The following is a 20244-nucleotide window of genomic DNA, read 5'->3' as shown; positions in this document are numbered from 1 at the left end:
TGCGACGGCAAAACACTCACATTTTTTCATGGCAGGCGTTATAAAGCGGAATATTCATCCGGGAGTCTCCAATGCCTGCGAAATTATCGGTCAATCTCAACGCTGTTGCGATGCTGCGAAACCGGCGCGATTTGCCGTGGCCAAGCGTTACCGGTCTAGGCCGCGCCGCGCTCGCTGCAGGGGCTGCCGGATTGACGGTGCATCCGCGTCCAGACCAGCGTCACATCCGGTTTTCCGACCTCGGCGAAATACGCGCTTTGATCGATGACGAGTTTCCGCAGGCGGAGTTCAATATCGAAGGCTTTCCAAGCGAGGCATTTCTAGATCTCGTGGAGAAGCATCAGCCTGAGCAGGTGACGCTTGTGCCTGATGATCCGACACAGGCGACATCTGATCACGGATGGGACTTCGTGTCGAAGTCTGATTTTCTCGCGCCGATAGTCGCTCGCCTGAAAGCAGGTGGAATGAGGGTGTCGTTGTTCGCCGACCCCGATCCGTTGGGATACGAACGCGCAAAGGCTATCGGGGCGGACCGGGTGGAACTCTATACCGGTCCCTACGGCGCTACCTACGACGATCCGGCTGCCGCGGTGCACGAACTGGATCGTCTGGAAAAGGCTGCAAATGTTGCCACGGCGTTGGGATTGGCCATCAATGCCGGGCATGATCTAACAGTAGACAACCTGCCTGCGCTTGTTAAACGTGTTCCTCAACTGAATGAAGTTTCCATCGGGCATGGATTGACAGCCGATGCCCTCATGTATGGGATGCCGACGACGGTAAGCCGCTATATCGCGGCCTTGCGATAGATGTTATTCAATGCGCTTGATGCATGGCTGGGATTGGAGCTTTGCAAAAAGCGCATTTGCATTCGGATGCGACAAGCTATAGGCGTCCGCCACTATTCAGATGCGTTTGGGGGCGCGCAGGATCGTATGAGGGAAGCATTGAAGCAGTTCTCCGACGTCTGCTTTGCGCGCTGCGGCATTTGCAATGTTGTTGCATTCGTGCAGATTGCTACGTTCAGTCGACGCCATGACCATGATTGAAACTGGTCGGGGGAAAGCTTGGCAGCGATGCCGCAATTCGCAACTTTTTGCGAATACGCTCATTATCTCAATTCGATCCCAGTAACTCCAGCCAGAACGTTTTCAGGAAGTTGCGAGGTGCCTGCATATGAGCGGCGAGCTAAATGGCAATGACACGCCGATGCAGGCTGGTGTGCCTGCAGTCGGTGTTCCTGAAAGCGTTGCGTTTGCTGAAGATGCCGGGCAGCACAATGAGAGCATGAAGACGCTGGTGCTGGGAGCATTGGGTGTCGTCTACGGCGACATCGGCACCAGCCCTATCTACGCTTTTCGTGAAGCGCTTCATGCAGCCGCGAGTGACGGCATTCTCGCCCGCAGCGATATTCTCGGCGTCGTTTCACTGATCTTCTGGGCGCTGACACTGGTTGTCACAATCAAATATGTGCTGTTTGTTCTGCGTGCAGACAATAATGGCGAGGGTGGCATTCTTTCGCTAATGGCCCTTGTCAGAAGTGCGTTGAAAGGCAGGCCGGACCTGATCCTGGGGGTAGGCATCTGCGGCGCGGCGCTGTTCTTCGGCGATGCGGTCATCACGCCCGCCATATCGGTCCTTTCGGCAATGGAAGGACTGGAGATTGTCGCTCCCGATCTTACGCCTTTCGTGGTTCCCATAACCGTCGTTATTCTCGTGACGCTGTTCTCCGTACAAAAATTGGGAACGGGAAAGGTTGCCATCGTCTTCGGACCGATCATGGCATTGTGGTTTCTGGCGCTGGGCGCGTCGGGTCTATGGCATATTTTCGATGATCCTACCGTGATGGTCGCGCTTAATCCCTATTATGCGGTGCGCTTTCTGGTGGTCAGCCCCGGCATCGCATTCATTACGGTCGGCGCCGTTTTTCTCGCAATGACGGGCGCTGAAGCCCTTTACGCCGATCTCGGCCATTTTGGGCGCAAGCCCATTGTCCGTGCATGGCTCTGGATCGTTTTCCCATGCCTGCTGCTCAACTATTTCGGGCAGGCTGCGTTCATTCTTTCTCACGGTGAAGCGGCTGCGCTGCCGTTCTTCCAAATGATGCCAAGTTTCGCACTCCTGCCCATGGTGTTGCTTGCCACCGCTGCGACCGTGATAGCGAGCCAGGCGGTTATTACCGGCGCCTACTCCGTGGCGCGTCAGGCCGTTCAGCTCAACATTCTTCCCCGCTTGGAAATCCAGCACACCTCGGAAAAGCTGCACGGCCAGATTTATATCCCGCGCGTCAACCTGCTTCTGGGGCTGGCAGTGGTCATTCTGGTGCTCGGTTTCGAGAAATCCAGCAATCTTGCGGCGGCATATGGCATTGCCGTCACCGGTAACATGCTGGTGACGACGGTTCTGCTCTATATCGTGATGACTCGTATCTGGAACTGGCGTGTAAGCCGCGCCCTGCCATTTATTCTCGGCTTCCTTATCATCGACATCATGTTTTTCAGTGCGAACATCATCAAGGTTCACGAAGGCGGGTGGGCGTCGATCGGTATCGCAGTGGTGCTGGTCCTCATCATGTGGACCTGGGTGCGGGGAACGCGGCACCTGTTTCACAAGACCCGCAAGGCTGAAGTTCCGCTGGACCTGATCGTCCAGCAAATGACCAAGCGTCCGCCTACCATCGTGCCGGGTACGGCTGTTTTTCTGACGGGCGACCCAAAAAGCGCTCCGACCGCCCTCATGCATAGCCTGAAACACTACAAGGTTCTGCACGAAAACAATGTCATATTGACGGTTGTGACCGCCTCGAAGCCATGGGTTTCGAGTGCCGACCGGGCACGGGTGTCCCAATATAACGAGCGCTTCATGCAGGTGACGCTCACTTTCGGCTATATGCAACAGCCTAACATCCCGCGGGCGCTCGGCATCTGTCGCAAGCTCGGCTGGAAATTCGACATCATGACCACGTCTTTCTTCCTGTCGCGCCGGTCACTCAAGGCATCCGCGCATTCCGGCCTGCCGCTCTGGCAGGACAAGCTGTTCATCCTGCTTGCGCGCACGGCATCAGACGCAACCGAATATTTCCAGATACCGACAGGTCGAGTGGTGGAAATTGGAACGCAGGTAAACCTCTAAACCTGCTTGAGCCGACAATTTTCCAAGGCGCTTTCCCGGCTTCGGGAGGGCGCTTTTTGCGTTCTATGCGCACCGAACTGAATTCTGCAGTAGCGAACTGTAATTTTCGAAAACACGCTTGACCGTGGCGGGAACAATAATTATGAATTGGGGAACCGTACCGTACGGTACAAGGTGGAGGAAAGACCCGTGACTGATACCAGCGACGAATTGCAGGCTCAAAAGCAGCAGGCTCTTTCGCCGCGTCAGAACGATGTTCTGGAGCAGGCGTTGCGCCTTCTAGTGGAAGGCGGGGACCGCGCTTTGACGACGGCAAGTATTGCGCGTGCCGCCAACTGCTCGAAGGAAAGCCTCTACAAATGGTTTGGTGACCGCGATGGTCTGTTGACCGCGATGGTTCGCTGGCAAGCCTCGAAGGTTCGCGTTGTGCCGCTGACGCGTGAGAAGCTCGATGCGGAGTCCCTGTTTTCCAGTCTGGAGCATTTCGCGCGCGACTGGCTTCTGGTGCTGTCGGGGAAGACCTCGATTGCTCTGAACCGCCTCGCGGTGAGCCACGCAGCGTCCGCAAAATCCGCATTGGGCGATATCGTCCTGGCCAACGGCCCTGTGGCCATGGCCAAGCGCCTCAAGCCCATTCTGCATATGGGGCAGGAGGCCGGTTTGCTGACCTTCGACGATATTGATGAGGCATTTCGCACGTTTTTCGGGCTCGTCGTCCGGGACATGCAAATACGGTTGCTGCTTGGCGACCATCTGGAACTGACTGACGACGTGGTCATCCGGGACGCCCGGCGCGCCACCAAGCAGTTTTTTGCCCTCTACGGGGCCTAATCACATCGGCGGACGCGAGAAAGCCGAAGAACAATCTGAACGAAGGGAATAAGGAAATGCGCGTTTACTACGATCGGGATGCAGACGTTAACCTGATCAAGTCGAAGAAGGTGGTTATCGTCGGTTACGGCAGCCAGGGCCGTGCCCATGCGCTGAACCTCAAGGATTCCGGTGCCGCTAACGTGCGCGTGGCCCTTCGTGAAGGTTCTGCGACTGCGAAGAAGGCACAGGCTGACGGCTTCGAAGTGATGAATGTTGCCGATGCCGCCAAGTGGGCCGACCTCATGATGATGGCAACGCCTGACGAGTTGCAGGCCGACATCTACAAGGAGCACATTCACGACAATCTTCGTGATGGCACTGCTATCGCCTTCGCCCATGGCCTCAATGTCCATTTCGGCCTCATCGAGCCAAAGAAGTCGGTTGACGTCGTGATGATCGCGCCAAAGGGCCCGGGCCATACGGTTCGCGGCGAATATCAGAAGGGTGGCGGCGTACCTTGCCTCATCGCCATTCACCAGGATGCGTCGGGCAACGCGCACGATCTGGCGCTCTCCTACGCTTCGGGCGTCGGCGGCGGTCGTTCGGGCGTCATCGAAACCACTTTCAAGGAAGAGTGCGAAACCGATCTGTTCGGCGAACAGGCTGTTCTCTGCGGCGGCGTGGTCGAACTGATCCGTACAGGCTTTGAAGTTCTGGTCGAAGCTGGCTATGCGCCGGAAATGGCGTATTTCGAGTGCCTGCACGAAATGAAGCTGATCGTGGACCTGATCTACGAAGGCGGCATCGCCAACATGAACTACTCGATCTCGAATACGGCCGAGTGGGGCGAGTACGTGACCGGCCCGCGCATTATCACTGCCGAAACCAAGGCTGAAATGAAGCGCGTCCTCAAAGACATCCAGACGGGCAAGTTCACATCGGATTGGATGCAGGAGTGGAAGGCCGGCGCTGCCCGCTTCAAGGGTATCCGCCGCATGAACGATGCTCACCAGATCGAAGAAGTGGGCGGCAAGCTGCGCGCAATGATGCCGTGGATTGAAAAGAACAAGCTCGTGGACAAGGCTCGCAACTAAGAGACTTCAGCTTCCATTGTTCGATCAAGGGGGCGTTTCATGCGCCCCCTTAATAGTTGGCGTCCCAGAAGGCTTATGCGTTCGTTGCGAACGAAAAGAACTCAAATTCTGCGCCAGTTTTTCGTTTCATGCACTTAAAGGCCCAAAACAATTCCGAATATCTTTATTCCATAGAAGCATGGGAAAAGCTGTTCTCGTCTGCCGAAAAGTGCGCTAGAGCTTCACATCCAATAGCCAAGTTCTGAGGAGACTTCGCTATTACAAGTTCCGTAAAATCTACGGATAGTCTAATTGAGGAGATTTCCCGTGTTGGACTGGGAAAATGTATTTGCAACGCGCTCGAAACGTATGCGCGCATCAGAAATCCGCGAACTGCTGAAGCTTCTGGAACGGCCCGATATTATTTCGTTTGCGGGCGGAATTCCTGATCCGGCGCTTTTCCCGCATGACGAATTCCAGGCCGCCTATAAGGATATTCTTACCGGTCCCGAAGCCAATGCAGCGCTGCAATATTCCATTTCGGAAGGCTACAAGCCGCTGCGCACCTGGCTCGTCGGTGAGCTTGCCAAGATCGGCATTCCCTGCACGGAAGACAATGTGTTCATCACATCGGGTTCCCAGCAGGCGCTCGACTATCTGGGCAAGCTGTTCCTGTCGCCTGCCGACACGGCGCTCGTGACCGCACCGACCTATCTCGGCGCGCTCCAGGCCTTCAACGCTTACGAGCCCAATTACGATATACTGGCGATCAAGGGCAATCGCACGCCGGAATCCTATGCGCAGGCAGCGGAAAAAGCTGGCGGTCAGGTGAAGTTCGCTTATCTGTCTGCCGATTTCAGCAATCCGACGGGCGAAACCGTCGATCTTGCTGGCCGCGAGAAACTGCTCGCACAGGCGGATGAACTTGACATTCCGGTGATCGAGGACGCGGCTTACCAGTATCTTCGCTACAATGGCGATGCGATTTCGCCGATCCTGGCACTCGACATTGCCCGTAACGGCGGCGATATCGAGAAGACCCGCACCATCTATTGCGGTTCCTTCTCCAAGACGCTGGCTCCGGGCCTGCGCGTCGGCTATGTGGTGGCGTCGAAGCCGGTTATTCGCAAGCTTGTTCTGATGAAGCAGGCAGCGGACCTTCACTCTTCCACGATCAACCAGATCGCCATTCAGCGCGTTGCCAGCAGTGGCTTCGATGCTCAGGTAGCGAAGCTGCACAGGGTTTATAAGCACCGTCGCGACAAGATGCTCGAAGCGCTGGCGAAATATATGCCGGAGACCACGAGTTGGACGAAGCCTGAGGGCGGCATGTTCGTCTGGGTCACGTTGCCGGAAGGCATGGATGGAGCTGCACTGCTTGCCGCGTCCATCGATAGCGAAAAAGTCGCGTTCGTTCCGGGCCGCGCTTTCTTTGCTGACGGCAGCGGAGCCAATACACTGCGCCTCAGCTATTCCTGCGCCAATGACGAGATGATCGATGAAGGCATCAAGCGGCTTGGTCGCCTGATACGCGCTCACACAAAATCTGCCGCTGCCTAAGCCGCAGATGTAAAAGCCGGGTTCTGACCCGGCTTTTTTCTTACTGGAAGGGTGAATTGCAGCCCGTTCTCGGACCGGCTATCGGCTGGTAGGTGTTGTCGGATGTTCGATAGCTGCGATAGCGGTTCGAACACCACTGGATATGGTTGCTGCTCGGGCGCGCGCCGGCGGTCGGCGGCTGCATCGTGCGCCGATATTGCAGGGCATCGCCGTTCTTGTAATTTAATACGCCGTGTTCGGTAATATAAGTTCCGCTTTCCCGGCAAAGTGTCGAACCGTAGCAATTGCGGGCGCTCGGGTCGGTGCGATTGGCTCCCGCCTGACCGCCGATAATCAAAGGGCCGCTCGGCTTCAACGAGGGAAGATACTGGCTGTTGCGAAGTTCGACGGCTGACCCCGCACTCGCAATACCGGCAACGAAAAGTCCGGTCAGTATCGTCAGGTGCAGTAGGTTTCGCATCGTCTCGGCTCGCTTCAATGACGTTTCTCCCGGTATATGGGTACTTTTGAAACCCAAGTCACGGTTTCAGCAGAAATTTATTGGTTTCGGAATTCATCCTCTTGCCAATCGCCCGGCAAGCGGAGAGATTGCGCATGCATGTTTACAATAGCTACCTTCAATGTCGAAAACCTGATGCGCCGGTTCGATTTTTCCGGCTTTCGCAATGAATTGCATCAGGATCGCACCTTGCAACTCTTTGAAATCAGCGATGAGGCGCAATATCGCCTTCTCGAGCAGGCACGGGCCATTGCGCATGCCGACGATACGCGCCAGATGACGGCCCTTGCTATCGCCGAAACACGCGCCGACATTCTTTGCCTGCAGGAAGTGGACAACCTCGCTGCGCTGAATGCATTCGAGTATGGCTATCTTTTCAAGATGATAGGCCATGGCTTCCGGCATAAATACCTGATTGACGGAAACGACAGCCGTGGCATCGATGTCGCCGTTATGATGCGCGACACCACACGGGACGGCCAGCCCATTGAGGTTGATGAGGTCACAAGCTACGCCTACGTAACCTATAATGATTTCGGCCTGTACGAGCCTGCCCTCGGCGAACTCGGACTTGAAGCCCATGACCGCATCTTCAAGCGGGATTGCCTTAATGTGGATATTCGTATTGCCGGAAAGCCGCTGTCGCTTTTCGTGACACATCTGAAATCGATGACGGGCGCGCGCAACGGCTTTGATGGACGAACTTCCTCTTTGCCGGTGCGTCGCGCGGAAGCGCGAGCGATACGCCGTATCATCGAAGACAAGTTCGGTCCTTCCAATGTTGCCAATCGCCGCTGGCTGATTTGCGGTGACTTCAATGACTATCGCGAGCGGATCATCATCGGAGGCGATGAATGGAACGGTTACGAATTCACGCCAATGGTCGAGGAAGAAAGTGCGCTGGACGTGCTTCTGGGAGACGGGTTTGCGGTCAACCTGGTCGAACGCCGTCCCGTGATGGACCGCTGGACGCTCTATCACACGCGCGGGCCGCAAGAGCGCCATCTCTGCCAGCTTGACTACATCATGGCGTCGCCTTCATTCGCGAAGAAGAATGAAAGAGCGGTTCCCAACATCATTCGGCGCGGGCAGCCGTGGCGCACGATTTTTCCGCCGGGTCAGCAGATCGACCGCTATCCCCGAACCGGGTGGGATCGTCCGAAGGCAAGCGATCATTGCCCGGTTGCAGTGACGCTGAATATGGTTTGAATGATGGAACAGGTCCGCGAAAACACCGTCCATATAATCGACCGTGCGGATGTGCGGGTGCTGCCCGGTTCTTTGCCATATACGGTGGAGAACAGCGAAGCGATTGCTTCGAACTGGACGAAAGAGCGGGCTGCGAACCCGACCTTGTTCGATGGTGAGTTTTATCTCGCCCCGCAAGCGGAATTGACGGGCGGTCTATTTAAAGCCGGTTTCAAGCGTACAAGTTTTGCGACATTGATGCACTGGCGACGTGACGTATCGCAGGAACGTCCTTGGCACATTTTCGGCGTCGGTGTGATTGTCTCCAGCGAGGGTCATCTGATCGCAGGCCGCATGGGGGTGCAGAATGCGGGAGCCGGAAGGGTTTATTTTCCGGCTGGCTCGATCGACGATAACGATATTGTCGACGGATATGTCGACTATGATGCCAATCGCAGGCGAGAGGTTCAGGAAGAAACCGGTCTCGATCTTCATGACGCCAGAGCGGAGCAGCAAATCAATCTCGTGACTGGCAATCGCAGCGTTGCGCTTTTCCGCCGTTATTATTTTGACGCGCCATCGACGGAGCTGGTGTCGCGGATCGAGCAGTACTTGGCTGATGAGGCCGAGCCCGAGCTGTCAGAGATCATTCCGGTGAAGGCAGCAGGGGCGATGGGCGAGGCCACGCCGAGTTATGTGCGAGCCTTCGCGGACTGGCATTTTAACAATCTCTAAAACTTGGTCAGACTTGCAGATGACAGCGCCACGAAATTGTCTATGCTCGCAGATAACGCGCAGCATGAAGCATCGGAGTGAAATCGCCTTTGCAATTTGTCTTGTGAGCATGTCGTGGGGAGAATGAGGGATGAGTGAAGCCGCTGTTTCCGGCAGATTTTACGAGGTTTTCGACGTTTTCGCCGACAAGGCTCTGGCTGGAAATCCGCTGGCTGTGGTTCATGACAGCGAAGGTTTGAACGATACGCGCATGCAGGCCATCGCACGCGAGTTCAATCTTTCTGAAACGGTGTTCATTTTCCCGCCGAGCAATCCGGCGCATGAGGCGGCGGTGCGTATCTTCACGCCTGATTATGAGCTTCCCTTTGCCGGGCACCCTACGGTGGGTGCGGCGGTTTCGCTCGCCCGACGCCGCAAGACGGGGGATGAGACGGACAGGCTCGTCGCTCTGGAAGAGAAGGTCGGCATTGTTCGGTGTGGCGTGATACTTGGCGAGAACAGCGCTTTCGCCGAGTTCGATCTCCCCCGCCTTCCGGAACGGCTCGAGGTCAAGATCGAAAAGGAAGAGGCCGCCGCCGCAATCGGTCTCGGCACACACGAGATCGGATTCGAGAACCATGTGCCCGCAGTCTGGAGTGCGGGTACACCCTATCTGCTGGTGCCGGTCCATAATCTGATAGCGGCAGCAAAAGTGTCCATTGATCCGGTCTATGTCAATGAAAGCCTGCCGCACGTCGATGGCCGTCCCTTGCCGATTTATGTCTATTGCCGCGAAACAATTCTGTTCGACAGCAATTTCCATGCACGCATGTTTGTAACGGGCGCCAATGTCTATGAAGATCCGGCTACCGGTTCTGCAGCGGCTGCCTTTGCAGGCATGATCCAGAAAAACGACAAGCCTGTTGATGGCAGTTCGCAGTGGTGGATCGAGCAAGGTATGGAGATGGGGCGGCCTTCGCGGATTCGCCTTGAACTGGACGTTGCCAAACAGCAGCTTACAGGTGCCCGGATCGGCGGAACCGCAGTCAAGATCGCGGAAGGACGTCTCTTCATCTGATAAAATTACCGCCCCTGCGCTTTGATTACGGTCAAAGCTGGAACGCCGCCCTATGTTAACCTGTCGGCAGACAAGCAAACGGCGGAGCTGAGCCATGATGATCAGGGAAATGTCGGATTACGATATCCGGAACATGATACAGCACACCCAGTTGGGGCGGCTGGCTTACGTTCTCGACAATCGCCCGTATATCCTACCACTGAGTTTCCGGTTTAGCGGCGGTTCACTCTATTGTTTTACGACCGAGGGCCATAAAACCGACGCCTTGCGCAAGAACGATGCGGTTTGCATCCTTTTCGATCAGATTGAATCCCGGACCAGCTGGCGCACCGTAGTGCTGAACGGCCGATATCGGGAGATCGAACGCGAAGACGAAAAAAACTCGATCGTCGCGCTCATGGCTTCGGAGCCAACCTGGTGGGAACCCGCCTACACAAAAACGGTTGCCAAAGACGGTCACGAACGCAAACTTGCGCCAGTCTTTTTTCGCGTTGATATCGAAAGCGCAACAGGTCATCAGGCCGGCTGAAATAAGGGCCGGCATTTCAGGCCGGGCTCGACTTCGTGTTACTTTACGACCAGAACCGGTGTGTTGCCGCGGGTCAGGACTTCATGGGTCTGACTGCCGAGAAGCATGCCCTTCAGTCCGCGACGACCATGGGAAGCCATGACGATGAGATCGTTGCGCAGTTCCTTGGCTGTCTCAATGATGGATGTCGCCGGATGCGGGGCAACCTCATGCAGCGTATGAACTTCGACTTCCGCTTCGTTCGCCAGCTCGCGCGCACGCGCGAGGGTTTTATCGGCATACTCGTTCCATTCCTGCTCGAAACGCTCGATGAAAGCAGGGCTATCGGTCCAGCCGCCCGGAAGCCCCGAAACCGAATAGGGCGCGGTCACCGTCAACACGGTCACCTTCGCACCAACGCTATGCGCCAGCTTAAATGCGTGGGCAAGGCCGCGCTCTGCAAACTCCGACCCATCGGTCGTGACGAGAATATTCTTGTACATGTTGCCCTCGCTGTCGGTTTTCAATCTTTAACCTAATGTTTTAAACAGCCATATCAAACCCCTTGCCTGACAAGTTGTTTAGACGGAACGAATTCATGCCCCTCGATTGCGATGCATTTCATGCCAGCTGGATAGCGACGGTCCTCAATCTCGATTGGCCGTCGCGCAGTTCCTCTCGGATCGAGGACGATGCCGAACGTGTAAAGCGCCAGAAAGAAGAACTTGTCAGGCTTTTTGACGAGGCGGCCGAGCACGGTATCAACGCCGTCATTTTTCAGGTTTCGCCCACTGCCGATGCGTTTTACCAGTCAGCCTATTTGCCGTGGTCGTCCTATCTGACGGGAACGCTAGGCAAAAATCCGGGCTTCGATTCGCTGAAATTTGCGGTTCAGGAAGCGCATAAGCGGGGCATAGAACTGCACGCTTGGTTGAACCCCTATCGCGTTTCGATGGATACAAAGCCGTCAACCCGCAAGGAGTTGCGAAATTCGTCGAAGGAGTCGCCAGCCAGCGTATATAAAACCCACCCGGCCTGGGTTGGCGTATCGGCGGATCGTTATGTTCTCGATCCCGGCATTCCGGCCGTTCGCGAATGGGTGACGAATGTTACCGCTGAGGTTGTTCAGAAATATGATGTCGATGGCATTCAGTTCGATGACTATTTCTACTATGAAACTGCATCGTCGAGACTCGATGACGATAAATCCTATGCACAGTTCGGGACGCGTTTTTCGAGCAAATATGAATGGCGTCGCTACAATACCCATACGCTGGTGCGGCAGATTTCCGACAAGATAAAATCAATCAAACCGAATGTTCGTTTCGGCATCAGTCCGAGCGGCGTCTGGCGCAATGCCGCTGACGATCCGCGCGGTTCTGCAACCCGCGCCGGGAAAACCAATTACGATGGAGATTTTGCCGACACCCGGCGCTGGGTGAAGGAGGGGATGATCGATTATATTGCGCCGCAGATTTACTGGTCCTTCGGAAGGAAGGAAGCGTCCTACGGGACGATTGCCAGATGGTGGGCAGAGACGGTTCGGGGGACGCAGACCGACCTTTATATCGGTCTGGCGCTTTATCGGGCCGGCGCCGGGACTACACTCGAGCCCGGATGGGAGGCTGGCGATGGCGTGACAGAAATCAAGCGCCAGCTCGAACTCAATGATGCATTACCGGAAGTGAAGGGAAGCATTCTATTCCGTCAGGGGTTTCTCTCCGATCCGAAGCTCGGAGCTGTCTCGAACTATCTGAAGAAGACATGGGGCAAATGCAGGCCACGAAAAAACTGACTGGGAAAACGATCATAGTTCGCGGAATTGTCTCCTGTTTGATTGAAATCAAAGAGCTTCCTATGAGCGGGTGCTAACTAGCCATCGTTGCCGGGTTCCACCAGAGCCGGTGACCCGGGGTGCCGAGGCCCTACTCGAAAGGCACCCCGGCTAAATCAATCTGTCGAGCGCATGAGCGCGATCTTTCTGCAACGTCGCCTGTCGGCAGCCAGCGGGTGCTGTCGGCGTTGCTCCCCTCTGTTTCATCAAATCAGCACCCGCGTCTCCAACGACATCGATGTTTTAGCTGTTCTTGATCCTAATCAAGGCGAACGGTTTCGGCGATGGCTAGAGCAGACCCAGCCGGGAGTTTGCGATTCTGGATCGCTTCCCCCAATTCACCGGTTGCTAAATGAGAAGGTAGTTCCATATCCCCCAAAGAAGGTTCCGGTCCATGCCGGAGGCGGGGCGGTGGGGATGACGAAAACCCTCGCAGACAGCGACCGCTTGCCGATGCTTCGTTTGAAGACGGTATCGTGACGACGATGGCAATGAGGGTGCTTCATTATGGCTTTCAACCGCAAGCAATGGATACTGGCTGGAGCGATTATCGTCCTTGCCGCAGGCGTGTATTACGCCTGGAAATCGCTGAACGGAGACGGGCTGCCGGAAGGCATCGCCCGGGGTAACGGCCGCATCGAGGCGGTTGAAATCGATATTTCAACGAAGAGTCCGGGGCGCATCCGCGAAATCCTCGTCGACGAAGGCGATTTCGTACAGGCAAATGACATCCTTGCACGCATGGATACGGACCAGCTTGAAAGCCAGCTCAAACAGGCCGAAGCGCAACTGCGCCGAGCCGAGATCGGTATCGAGACGGCACGGAGCCTGGTCACGCAACGCGAAGCTGAACACACGGCTGCGGAAGCGACGGTGGCGCAGCGGGAAGCGCAGCTCGATGCCGCGCAACGACGTTTGGCCCGCTCCCAGCAATTGACGCAAACACGCACGATTTCTCAGCAGGTTCTTGACGACGATCGCGCGACTGCGCAGGGAGCAGAGGCAGCGGTCGGTGCAGCCAGAGCACAGCTCGCCGCCACGGAAGCCGCCATAGGCGCCGCAAAGGCGCAGGTCATCGATGCCGAGGCATCCGTAGAGGCCGCCAGGGCGGCAATCGCCAGCATTCAGGCAGATATCAACGACGCCACCCTGAGGGCCCCGAAACCCGGGCGCGTCCAGTATCGCGTCGCCCAGCCGGGCGAGGTGCTTTCCGCCGGCGGACGGGTGCTCAATCTTGTCGATGTCAGCGATGTTTATATGACCTTTTTCCTGCCGACTGCTCAAGCAGGGCGGGTCGCCATTGGTGCCGAGGCCCGGATTGTTCTCGACGCCGCGCCGCAATATGTCATTCCTGCGAATATTAGCTTTGTGGCCGATGTTGCCCAGTTCACGCCCAAGACCGTGGAAACGGAGGAGGAGCGCCAGAAACTGATGTTCCGCGTCAAGGCGAAGATCTCGCAGGAACTGCTTCAAAAATATATTCAGCAGGTAAAAACGGGACTTCCGGGCATGGCCTATGTCAAGCTTGATCCCAATGCCGAGTGGCCGCAGCATCTTGCGGAAACAATGAAATGAATGATGTTCCGGTCAAAGCTGGCGCTAGCGACGACAGCTTTGTCGTCCGGGCGCAAGACGTAGGATTGTCCTACGGAAAAACCCGCGCGCTGCGGGAGATCAACCTTGATGTTCCGGCAGGTTGCATGGTCGGGCTGATCGGGCCTGATGGGGTGGGCAAGTCGAGCCTGTTATCGCTGATCGCCGGGGCCCGGACGGTGCAGCAGGGCCATATCGAGGTCCTGAACGGCGATATTTCCGATAAGCGGCATCTTCAGTCCGCCTATCCGCGCATCGCCTATATGCCACAAGGGCTTGGGAAGAACCTTTATCCGACGCTTTCGGTGTTCGAAAATATCGATTTTTTCGGACGGTTGTTTGGACATAACCGGAAAGAACGCGAGCGGCGTATTACCGATCTTCTGGCACGAACCGGCATGTCGCCCTTCGCCGACCGTCCCGCGGGCAAACTTTCCGGCGGCATGAAGCAGAAGACAAGCCTCTGCTGCTCGCTGATCCATGATCCCGACCTGCTCATACTTGATGAGCCGACGACCGGTGTCGATCCACTATCCCGGCGTCAGTTCTGGGAGTTGATCGACGATATCCGCAAGGATCGTCCGGGAATGAGCGTCATCGTTGCCACGGCCTATATGGAAGAAGCCGAGCGTTTTGACTGGCTCGTCGCGATGAATGACGGTCAGATACTGGCGACGGGTACGTCGCAGGAATTGCTGCAGCGTACCAATACTCCCAATCTCGATGCTGCCTTTATCGCGCTTCTGCCGGAAGAATTGCGAAAAGGGCATCACGATATCGAAATCCCAAAGCGTGAATTCGGCGACGATGCCGAAATCGCAATCGAGGCGCAAAACGTCACTGTTCGCTTCGGCAATTTCACGGCAGTGAATGACGTGAGTTTTCGCATCCCGCGTGGCGAGATTTTCGGCTTTCTGGGCTCCAACGGTTGTGGCAAGACCACGACCATGAAAGTCCTGACGGGGCTGTTGCCCGCCAGTGAGGGTACAGCCCTGCTGTTCGGGCGTGAGGTCGACCCGAAGGATATCGATATACGCCGCCATGTCGGATATATGTCCCAGGCGTTTTCACTTTACTCGGAATTGACCGTTCGCCAGAATCTGGAGCTTCACGCCAAGCTGTTCGAGATGGCGGACGACCTGACCGAACGTCGGATCAAGGAATTGACCGAACGTTTTGATCTTACAGAGGTCATGGATTCCTTGCCCGACGCCTTGCCGCTTGGTATTCGCCAGCGGCTCTCACTGGCTGTGGCTTTGATCCATTCGCCCGATATCCTTATCCTCGATGAGCCGACATCTGGTGTCGACCCGGTCGCCCGTGACGCCTTCTGGCAAATCCTTGCCGATTTGTCGCGCAAGGACAACGTCACCATTTTTGTCTCCACCCATTTCATGAACGAAGCGGAACTCTGCGACCGTATTTCGCTGATGCATGCGGGCAAGGTGTTGATCAGCGATACCCCCAAGGCGATTACCGAAAGTCGCCATGCGGAAACTCTGGAGGAGGCCTTCGTCGCTTATCTTCAGGATGCTATCGGCGAAACAGGACAGCTCGCGCAATTGCCCGCAGTCTTGCCGGATCAAGCGGCAGAGGCAGATGAATCGCATCCAAAGCAGGCTTCAGGCTGGTTGCCGGACCTGAGGCGAATGCTGGCCTATACGCGGCGCGAGGCGCTGGAATTGAAGCGCGATCCGATCCGTGCAACGCTTGCTATCCTTGGCAGCGTTATCCTGATGTTTGTCATCGGTTACGGCATCAACATGGATGTCGAGAACCTGAAATTCGCTGTTCTCGACCGGGACGACACGACGATCAGCCGTAATTATGTCCAGCAGATTGCAGGTTCGCGTTATTTTTCCGAACAGGCTCCGATAACCGATTATGACGATCTCGACCGGCGAATGCGCGAGGGGGAAATCAGCCTCGCCATCGAAATACCGCCGAATTTCGGCGCAGATGTCATGCGCGGACGCCCAGTGGAAATCGCCGCATGGATTGACGGCGCGATGCCAACCCGCGCGGAGACAATCAAAGGCTATGTTCAGGGGATGCATGCCAATTGGCTGACGCAGAAAGCGCGTGAGCTTTATGGGCGCGCGGCGACTGTCGGCAGTTTCAACCTGGAAATCCGCTACCGTTATAATCCCGATGTGCAAAGCCTCGTGGCCATGGTGCCGGCGGTCATTCCGCTTCTGCTGCTGATGATCCCGGCGATGCTGGCGGTGCTAAGCGTAGTCCGTGAAAAAGAACTGGGTTCCATCATCAACTTCTACGTGACGCCAGTGACGAAATTCGAATTTCTGTTCGGCAAGCAATTGCCGTATATCGGGTTGGCGTTTCTCAATTTCCTGATGCTGACTGCCTTCGCAGTCTTCATTTTTCGGGTACCGTTTACGGGCAGCTTCCCAACCTATGCGCTGGCGGCATTGCTCTATGTCACGATCGCGACCGGCATGGGACTGGTGCTGTCGACTTTCATGAACAGCCAGATCGCTGCAATCTTCGGCACGGCGTTGCTGACACTCATTCCGGCGGTGCAATATTCTGGCATTATTGACCCTGTGTCGTCGCTGCAAGGCGCGGGCGCTTTCATCGGCAAAATCTATCCTGCAACGCATTTCGTAACCATTTCGCGTGGCGTTTTCTCCAAGGCACTGGGATTTGCCGATCTCGCAGGTTCGTTTCTGCCCTTGTTGATCGCGGTGCCGCTACTCATGGCGCTCGCCATCATTCTTCTCAAGAAACAGGCGGGCTGAGATGCGGATATCCAACATAGTCCAGCTTGGTGTGAAGGAACTGCGGGGTCTCGCACGCGATCCGATGCTGCTGATCCTCATCGTCTATGCCTTTACGCTTGCGATCTACACCGCTTCCAAGGCGATGCCCGAAACGCTCAACAATGCGGCCATAGCGATTGTCGATGAAGATCTGTCACCGGTTTCGGCCCGCATCACGACAGCGTTCTATCCGCCATATTTCGTACCTCCGAAACTCATTTCATCTTATGAAATGGATGCCCGGATGGATGAAGGGCTGGACACGTTCGCACTCAACATCCCGCCGAATTTTCAGCGGGATCTTCTGGCTGGGCGTTCCCCGACGATCCAGCTCAATGTCGACGCGACCCGGATGAGCCAGGCCTTTACCGGGGGTGGATATGTGCAGGCGATTGTGACGAGCGAGGTGAACGAATTTCTCAATCGCTATCGCGGCAGCGCACAAACACCCGTCGAACTCAATCTGAGGGCGAGATTCAATCAGGATTTGAACAAGGGTTGGTTCGGGGCGATCAACAATGTGATTTCGTCGGTGACGATGCTGTCTATCATTCTGACGGGCGCAGCCCTTATTCGAGAGCGCGAACACGGAACCATAGAGCATCTGCTGGTGATGCCGGTAACGCCCGTCGAAATCATGGTCAGCAAAATATGGTCTATGGGGCTGGTCGTGCTGATTGCTTCAGCTTTTGCCTTGGTCGTGGTGGTGCAGGGACTGCTCGCTGTTCCCATCTATGGATCGGTGTCGTTGTTCCTCGTCGGTGCGGCGCTGCAGCTTTTTGCGACGACCAGTCTTGGTATCTTTCTGGCGACTGCGGCTGGTTCCATGCCGCAATTCGGAATGCTGCTGATGCTGGTGCTACTGCCCTTGCAAGTGCTTTCAGGAGGCACAACCCCTCGTGAAAGCATGCCCGAGGTCATCCAGACGATCATGCTGGCGGCGCCGAACACGCATTTCGTCATATTGGCGCAGTCGATCCTGTTTCGTGGTGCAGGGCTAAGCGTCGTGTGGCCGCAGTTTCTGGCCCTTGTCGTCATCGGCTCGGTGCTTTTCTACTTCGCGCTCCAGCGCTTCCGTGCGTTCCTGCGATAAGAAAATTCTTTTGAAAACAGGAGGCTGAATCCATTCCTTGCCAATGTGATTCAGTTTTCTCTTCCGGATTGCGCTTCGTCGCAGTTGCGAATCCTTAACCATGTTGCTATCGCAATCACTAGGAAACGGTTCCGCTGTTCAGGCGGATGAAAAGGGAACACGGTGAAGCCATTCGGGCTGATGCCGCGACTGCCCCCGCAACTGTAACCGGAGAGCTATCCTCCACAGCCGTGCAAGCGGTGAAAGCCACTGAAAGCTATCGTGCGATCGGGAAGGCGGCGGAAAAGCGATGACCCGGAAGTCAGGAGACCTGCCGTATCCGGTCACCCATGCATGGATACGGGGTGTGTCCAGGCGCGGCTGTCCGTGGCGGTGACATTGTTGAAATGTTGCCGTCGGGAAGAAGGGCGTATCACGCCACTATCACTTCAACCTGCGGTGAGAGGAAAAGCCGGTTATCGGTCCTCCGATACGGCAGGTTGAGGAAAAAATGCATCTTTTGAAATCATCGGTTCTATTGGTATCGGCCAGTGTTCTTGCACTACCGTCTGTGACGCTTGCGCAAAACCTGCCGGAAAGCGAGGGCAGCGTCGTTCTCGATACAATCGTGGTCACGCCATTGCGCCGCGCGTCTTCGCTGCAGCGCTCGACCTCATCGGTGACTGTCATCGATTCCTCGGATATCGAGCGTTCGGCCGCTCCCGATCTGCAGTCACTGCTGAAATCCTATAACGGTATTTCCATCAAGACGAATGGCGGGCAGGGTTCTTCGGCTGGTATCTTCATTCGTGGGATGTCCGCCACGCAAACAGTCGTGCTGGTCAATGGCGTGCGCACCGCGTCCGCGACAAGCGGCGCAACTGGATTGGCGAATATTCCCCTGAGCTCAATAGACCGCATTGAGATCGCAAAAGGCCCTCATTCTGCTCAATATGGCGCCGACGCCATGGGTGGCGTGGTCAATATCATTACCAAGCAGGGTGGTGCCTGTGGCGAGCGCTCCTGGTGCGGCAGCCTTTCTACCGGGGTTAGCCATCCATGGGGCGGCTATGTTTCCGGTTCCGTTCAGGGGCGCAGTAAAGATGGGGTCGATTACACTTTCGGCGCGGCTATCACCGGCACGCAAGGATATGACTTCACCACATCGGATGCGTTTGGTCATGAGCCTGATCGCGATGGATTTCTACAGGGCTCCTTCAACTTTGCGCTGTCGAAAGATTTCGATTGGGGTAAAATTTATGCAGATGGTCTCTTCAGCCGGGGGCGTAACCAGTATGACGCCAAAGCGCCTTCGCCGAACCAGGCTGACAGCACGGCATTTAACGGCAAGATCGGAACGCGGATCGATCATTCGGCGGACTGGTCGTCAACACTGGAATTCAGCACCGGTATCGACAATAGCCGTAACTTCCGCAAGGGCGTGAACGGATCTGACCGGTTTGAAACCAGGCGTTATGGGGTTTTTGGATCGACCGAGAAGAGCTTCGATACCCGCAACGTTGGTCATACGGTCACCGTTGGCGTGGAGGCCTACCGCGAGGAGATCAACACCACGGTTGCCTATGATGAAACCAGCCGCGACCTGGCTGCCGTGTTCGGTCAATATTCGCTGGAATATGAGGCGTTGCGCATTGACGGTGGCATTCGCTATGACCACAACAGTCAATTCGGCAACGTCGCCACTTATAACCTTGGCGCGAGCTATGAAATTTTGCCGGATTTGGTGCTGAGGTCTTCTTACGCAACCGGTTTCCGTGCGCCGACATTTAATGATCTTTACTATCCGCTGTCGGGAAATCCTGATTTGAACCCCGAGAAATCGGGTTCTTATGAACTCGGTTTGAATTGGCGGATCGGCGCTCGCACCAGTCTGGATATGGCTTTCTACGATACCAGACTAAAGCAGGGCATCAGCTGGAGAGAAAACGAGCAAACGCATCTCTGGTTGCCGGTGAACGTTGACCGAGCCCACATTACCGGTTTTGAAGCGACGCTCGACCACCGCTTCAACGACCAGTGGGGTGCCAAAGGCATGGTGGATTTCAAGCGGCCTATCGATGAAGACACTGGAAACGATCTTCCCTATCGTGAACGTTTCAAGGCAGCGGCTGAGGTCAATTTCACGCCGATTGAAAAGCTCGATCTGGCTGCAAGATTGATCTACGGCGGCTCCCGCTACGCGGACGCTGCGAACAACAAGAAACTCGGTGATTATGTGACCGCTGATTTTGTGGCGCTGTATTCCATCGACAAGCAATCGCAACTGAAGTTTTCGGTCGAGAATATTTTTGACAAGGACTATCAGGCCAGCTCTGGCTATATTGCGCCAGGACGTACGATCAATGTCGGATTGACCCGGAATTTCTGAGGCTGAACAGA

At 55.8% G+C, this 20244-nt stretch carries 16 protein-coding genes and 1 riboswitch; of the genes, 14 read left to right on the top strand and 2 right to left on the bottom strand.

Annotated features, from left to right (window positions below):
* Positions 1–71 precede the first annotated feature (71 nt).
* From ABWW28_RS11725 to ABWW28_RS11705, 5 genes are all read left to right on the top strand, one after another.
* A complete protein-coding gene (locus ABWW28_RS11725) occupies positions 72–809 on the top strand; it encodes a pyridoxine 5'-phosphate synthase (RefSeq protein ID WP_021586841.1) in 738 nt (245 codons plus the stop codon).
* 367 nt (positions 810–1176) lie between these two features.
* Positions 1177–3132, top strand: a complete 1956-nt coding sequence (locus ABWW28_RS11720) for a potassium transporter Kup (protein WP_021586839.1) — start codon at positions 1177–1179, stop codon at positions 3130–3132.
* Positions 3133–3321: 189 nt separating this feature from the next.
* A complete protein-coding gene (locus tag ABWW28_RS11715) occupies positions 3322–3963 on the top strand; it encodes a TetR/AcrR family transcriptional regulator (protein ID WP_021586838.1) in 642 nt (213 codons plus the stop codon).
* A gap of 56 nt (positions 3964–4019) precedes the next feature.
* Entirely contained in the window at positions 4020–5039 is a 1020-nt protein-coding gene (gene ilvC / locus ABWW28_RS11710; RefSeq protein ID WP_176588181.1) for a ketol-acid reductoisomerase, read from the top strand.
* Between the two features lie 306 nt (positions 5040–5345).
* Entirely contained in the window at positions 5346–6578 is a 1233-nt protein-coding gene (locus ABWW28_RS11705; RefSeq protein ID WP_031346792.1) for an aminotransferase-like domain-containing protein, read from the top strand.
* A gap of 40 nt (positions 6579–6618) precedes the next feature.
* Here the strand turns inward: ABWW28_RS11705 and ABWW28_RS11700 are convergent, their stop codons facing one another.
* Positions 6619–7038 (bottom strand): BA14K family protein, encoded by a 420-nt coding sequence (locus tag ABWW28_RS11700; protein WP_021586659.1) that lies wholly within the window; start codon positions 7036–7038, stop codon positions 6619–6621.
* Positions 7039–7176: 138 nt separating this feature from the next.
* Here ABWW28_RS11700 and ABWW28_RS11695 point away from each other — a divergent pair, with 138 nt between their 5' ends.
* The 4 genes from ABWW28_RS11695 to ABWW28_RS11680 all read left to right on the top strand — a co-directional run bounded on the left by ABWW28_RS11695 (position 7177) and on the right by ABWW28_RS11680 (position 10586).
* Positions 7177–8286: an endonuclease/exonuclease/phosphatase family protein gene (locus ABWW28_RS11695; protein WP_021586660.1), complete on the top strand. Its 1110-nt coding sequence runs from the start codon at positions 7177–7179 to the stop codon at positions 8284–8286.
* A 3-nt stretch (positions 8287–8289) separates the two neighbouring features.
* Complete coding sequence (locus ABWW28_RS11690) at positions 8290–9000, top strand: NUDIX hydrolase (RefSeq protein WP_031346687.1); 711 nt, start codon at positions 8290–8292, stop codon at positions 8998–9000.
* Between the two features lie 130 nt (positions 9001–9130).
* Positions 9131–10057, top strand: coding sequence for a PhzF family phenazine biosynthesis protein (locus ABWW28_RS11685; RefSeq protein WP_021586662.1), 927 nt, complete (start codon positions 9131–9133; stop codon positions 10055–10057).
* Between the two features lie 94 nt (positions 10058–10151).
* Complete coding sequence (locus ABWW28_RS11680; protein ID WP_021586663.1) at positions 10152–10586, top strand: pyridoxamine 5'-phosphate oxidase family protein; 435 nt, start codon at positions 10152–10154, stop codon at positions 10584–10586.
* Between the two features lie 38 nt (positions 10587–10624).
* Here ABWW28_RS11680 and ABWW28_RS11675 read toward each other — a convergent pair whose 3' ends face one another.
* On the bottom strand, positions 10625–11068 hold the full coding sequence (locus tag ABWW28_RS11675) for a universal stress protein (RefSeq protein ID WP_021586664.1): 444 nt from the start codon (positions 11066–11068) through the stop codon (positions 10625–10627).
* Positions 11069–11163: 95 nt separating this feature from the next.
* Between ABWW28_RS11675 and ABWW28_RS11670 the strand changes: the two genes are divergently transcribed.
* The 5 genes from ABWW28_RS11670 to ABWW28_RS11650 all read left to right on the top strand — a co-directional run bounded on the left by ABWW28_RS11670 (position 11164) and on the right by ABWW28_RS11650 (position 20233).
* Positions 11164–12360 carry a glycoside hydrolase family 10-like protein gene (locus tag ABWW28_RS11670; protein ID WP_353391038.1) on the top strand — a complete coding sequence of 399 codons (1197 nt, stop codon included), beginning with the start codon at positions 11164–11166 and terminating at the stop codon, positions 12358–12360.
* 546 nt (positions 12361–12906) lie between these two features.
* Positions 12907–13974 (top strand): HlyD family secretion protein, encoded by a 1068-nt coding sequence (locus ABWW28_RS11665; protein WP_353391036.1) that lies wholly within the window; start codon positions 12907–12909, stop codon positions 13972–13974.
* Positions 13971–16751 carry a ribosome-associated ATPase/putative transporter RbbA gene (rbbA, locus tag ABWW28_RS11660; protein ID WP_021586667.1) on the top strand — a complete coding sequence of 927 codons (2781 nt, stop codon included), beginning with the start codon at positions 13971–13973 and terminating at the stop codon, positions 16749–16751. Before ABWW28_RS11665 ends, rbbA begins: the two co-directional genes overlap by 4 nt.
* Position 16752: 1 nt before the next feature.
* Positions 16753–17865, top strand: a complete 1113-nt coding sequence (locus tag ABWW28_RS11655) for an ABC transporter permease (RefSeq protein ID WP_021586668.1) — start codon at positions 16753–16755, stop codon at positions 17863–17865.
* 109 nt (positions 17866–17974) lie between these two features.
* Positions 17975–18197: riboswitch (cobalamin riboswitch) on the top strand.
* A gap of 158 nt (positions 18198–18355) precedes the next feature.
* Positions 18356–20233 (top strand): TonB-dependent receptor domain-containing protein, encoded by a 1878-nt coding sequence (locus ABWW28_RS11650; protein WP_021586669.1) that lies wholly within the window; start codon positions 18356–18358, stop codon positions 20231–20233.
* The last annotated feature ends 11 nt before the right edge of the window (positions 20234–20244 follow it).

Origin of the sequence: Brucella sp. NBRC 14130, from assembly GCF_040371715.1 — a bacterium.
Lineage (GTDB): Bacteria > Pseudomonadota > Alphaproteobacteria > Rhizobiales > Rhizobiaceae > Brucella > Brucella intermedia.
Note: the sequence above shows the minus strand (reverse complement) of the source record. Positions and strands in the feature narration are given on the sequence as shown.

Excerpts from the sequence above, each read along its gene's own strand:
- ABWW28_RS11675 (WP_021586664.1), bottom strand. The coding sequence starts at position 11,068 with ATGTACAAGAATATTCTCGTCACGACCGATGGGTCGGAGTTTGCAGAG.
- ABWW28_RS11655 (WP_021586668.1), top strand. The coding sequence starts at position 16,753 with ATGCGGATATCCAACATAGTCCAGCTTGGTGTGAAGGAACTGCGGGGT.
- ABWW28_RS11650 (WP_021586669.1), top strand. The coding sequence starts at position 18,356 with ATGCATCTTTTGAAATCATCGGTTCTATTGGTATCGGCCAGTGTTCTT.
- ABWW28_RS11720 (WP_021586839.1), top strand. The coding sequence starts at position 1,177 with ATGAGCGGCGAGCTAAATGGCAATGACACGCCGATGCAGGCTGGTGTG.
- ilvC (WP_176588181.1), top strand. The coding sequence starts at position 4,020 with ATGCGCGTTTACTACGATCGGGATGCAGACGTTAACCTGATCAAGTCG.
- ABWW28_RS11695 (WP_021586660.1), top strand. The coding sequence starts at position 7,177 with ATGTTTACAATAGCTACCTTCAATGTCGAAAACCTGATGCGCCGGTTC.
- ABWW28_RS11725 (WP_021586841.1), top strand. The coding sequence starts at position 72 with ATGCCTGCGAAATTATCGGTCAATCTCAACGCTGTTGCGATGCTGCGA.
- ABWW28_RS11670 (WP_353391038.1), top strand. The coding sequence starts at position 11,164 with ATGCCCCTCGATTGCGATGCATTTCATGCCAGCTGGATAGCGACGGTC.
- rbbA (WP_021586667.1), top strand. The coding sequence starts at position 13,971 with ATGAATGATGTTCCGGTCAAAGCTGGCGCTAGCGACGACAGCTTTGTC.
- ABWW28_RS11685 (WP_021586662.1), top strand. The coding sequence starts at position 9,131 with ATGAGTGAAGCCGCTGTTTCCGGCAGATTTTACGAGGTTTTCGACGTT.
- ABWW28_RS11700 (WP_021586659.1), bottom strand. The coding sequence starts at position 7,038 with ATGCGAAACCTACTGCACCTGACGATACTGACCGGACTTTTCGTTGCC.
- ABWW28_RS11680 (WP_021586663.1), top strand. The coding sequence starts at position 10,152 with ATGATGATCAGGGAAATGTCGGATTACGATATCCGGAACATGATACAG.
- ABWW28_RS11690 (WP_031346687.1), top strand. The coding sequence starts at position 8,290 with ATGGAACAGGTCCGCGAAAACACCGTCCATATAATCGACCGTGCGGAT.
- ABWW28_RS11665 (WP_353391036.1), top strand. The coding sequence starts at position 12,907 with ATGGCTTTCAACCGCAAGCAATGGATACTGGCTGGAGCGATTATCGTC.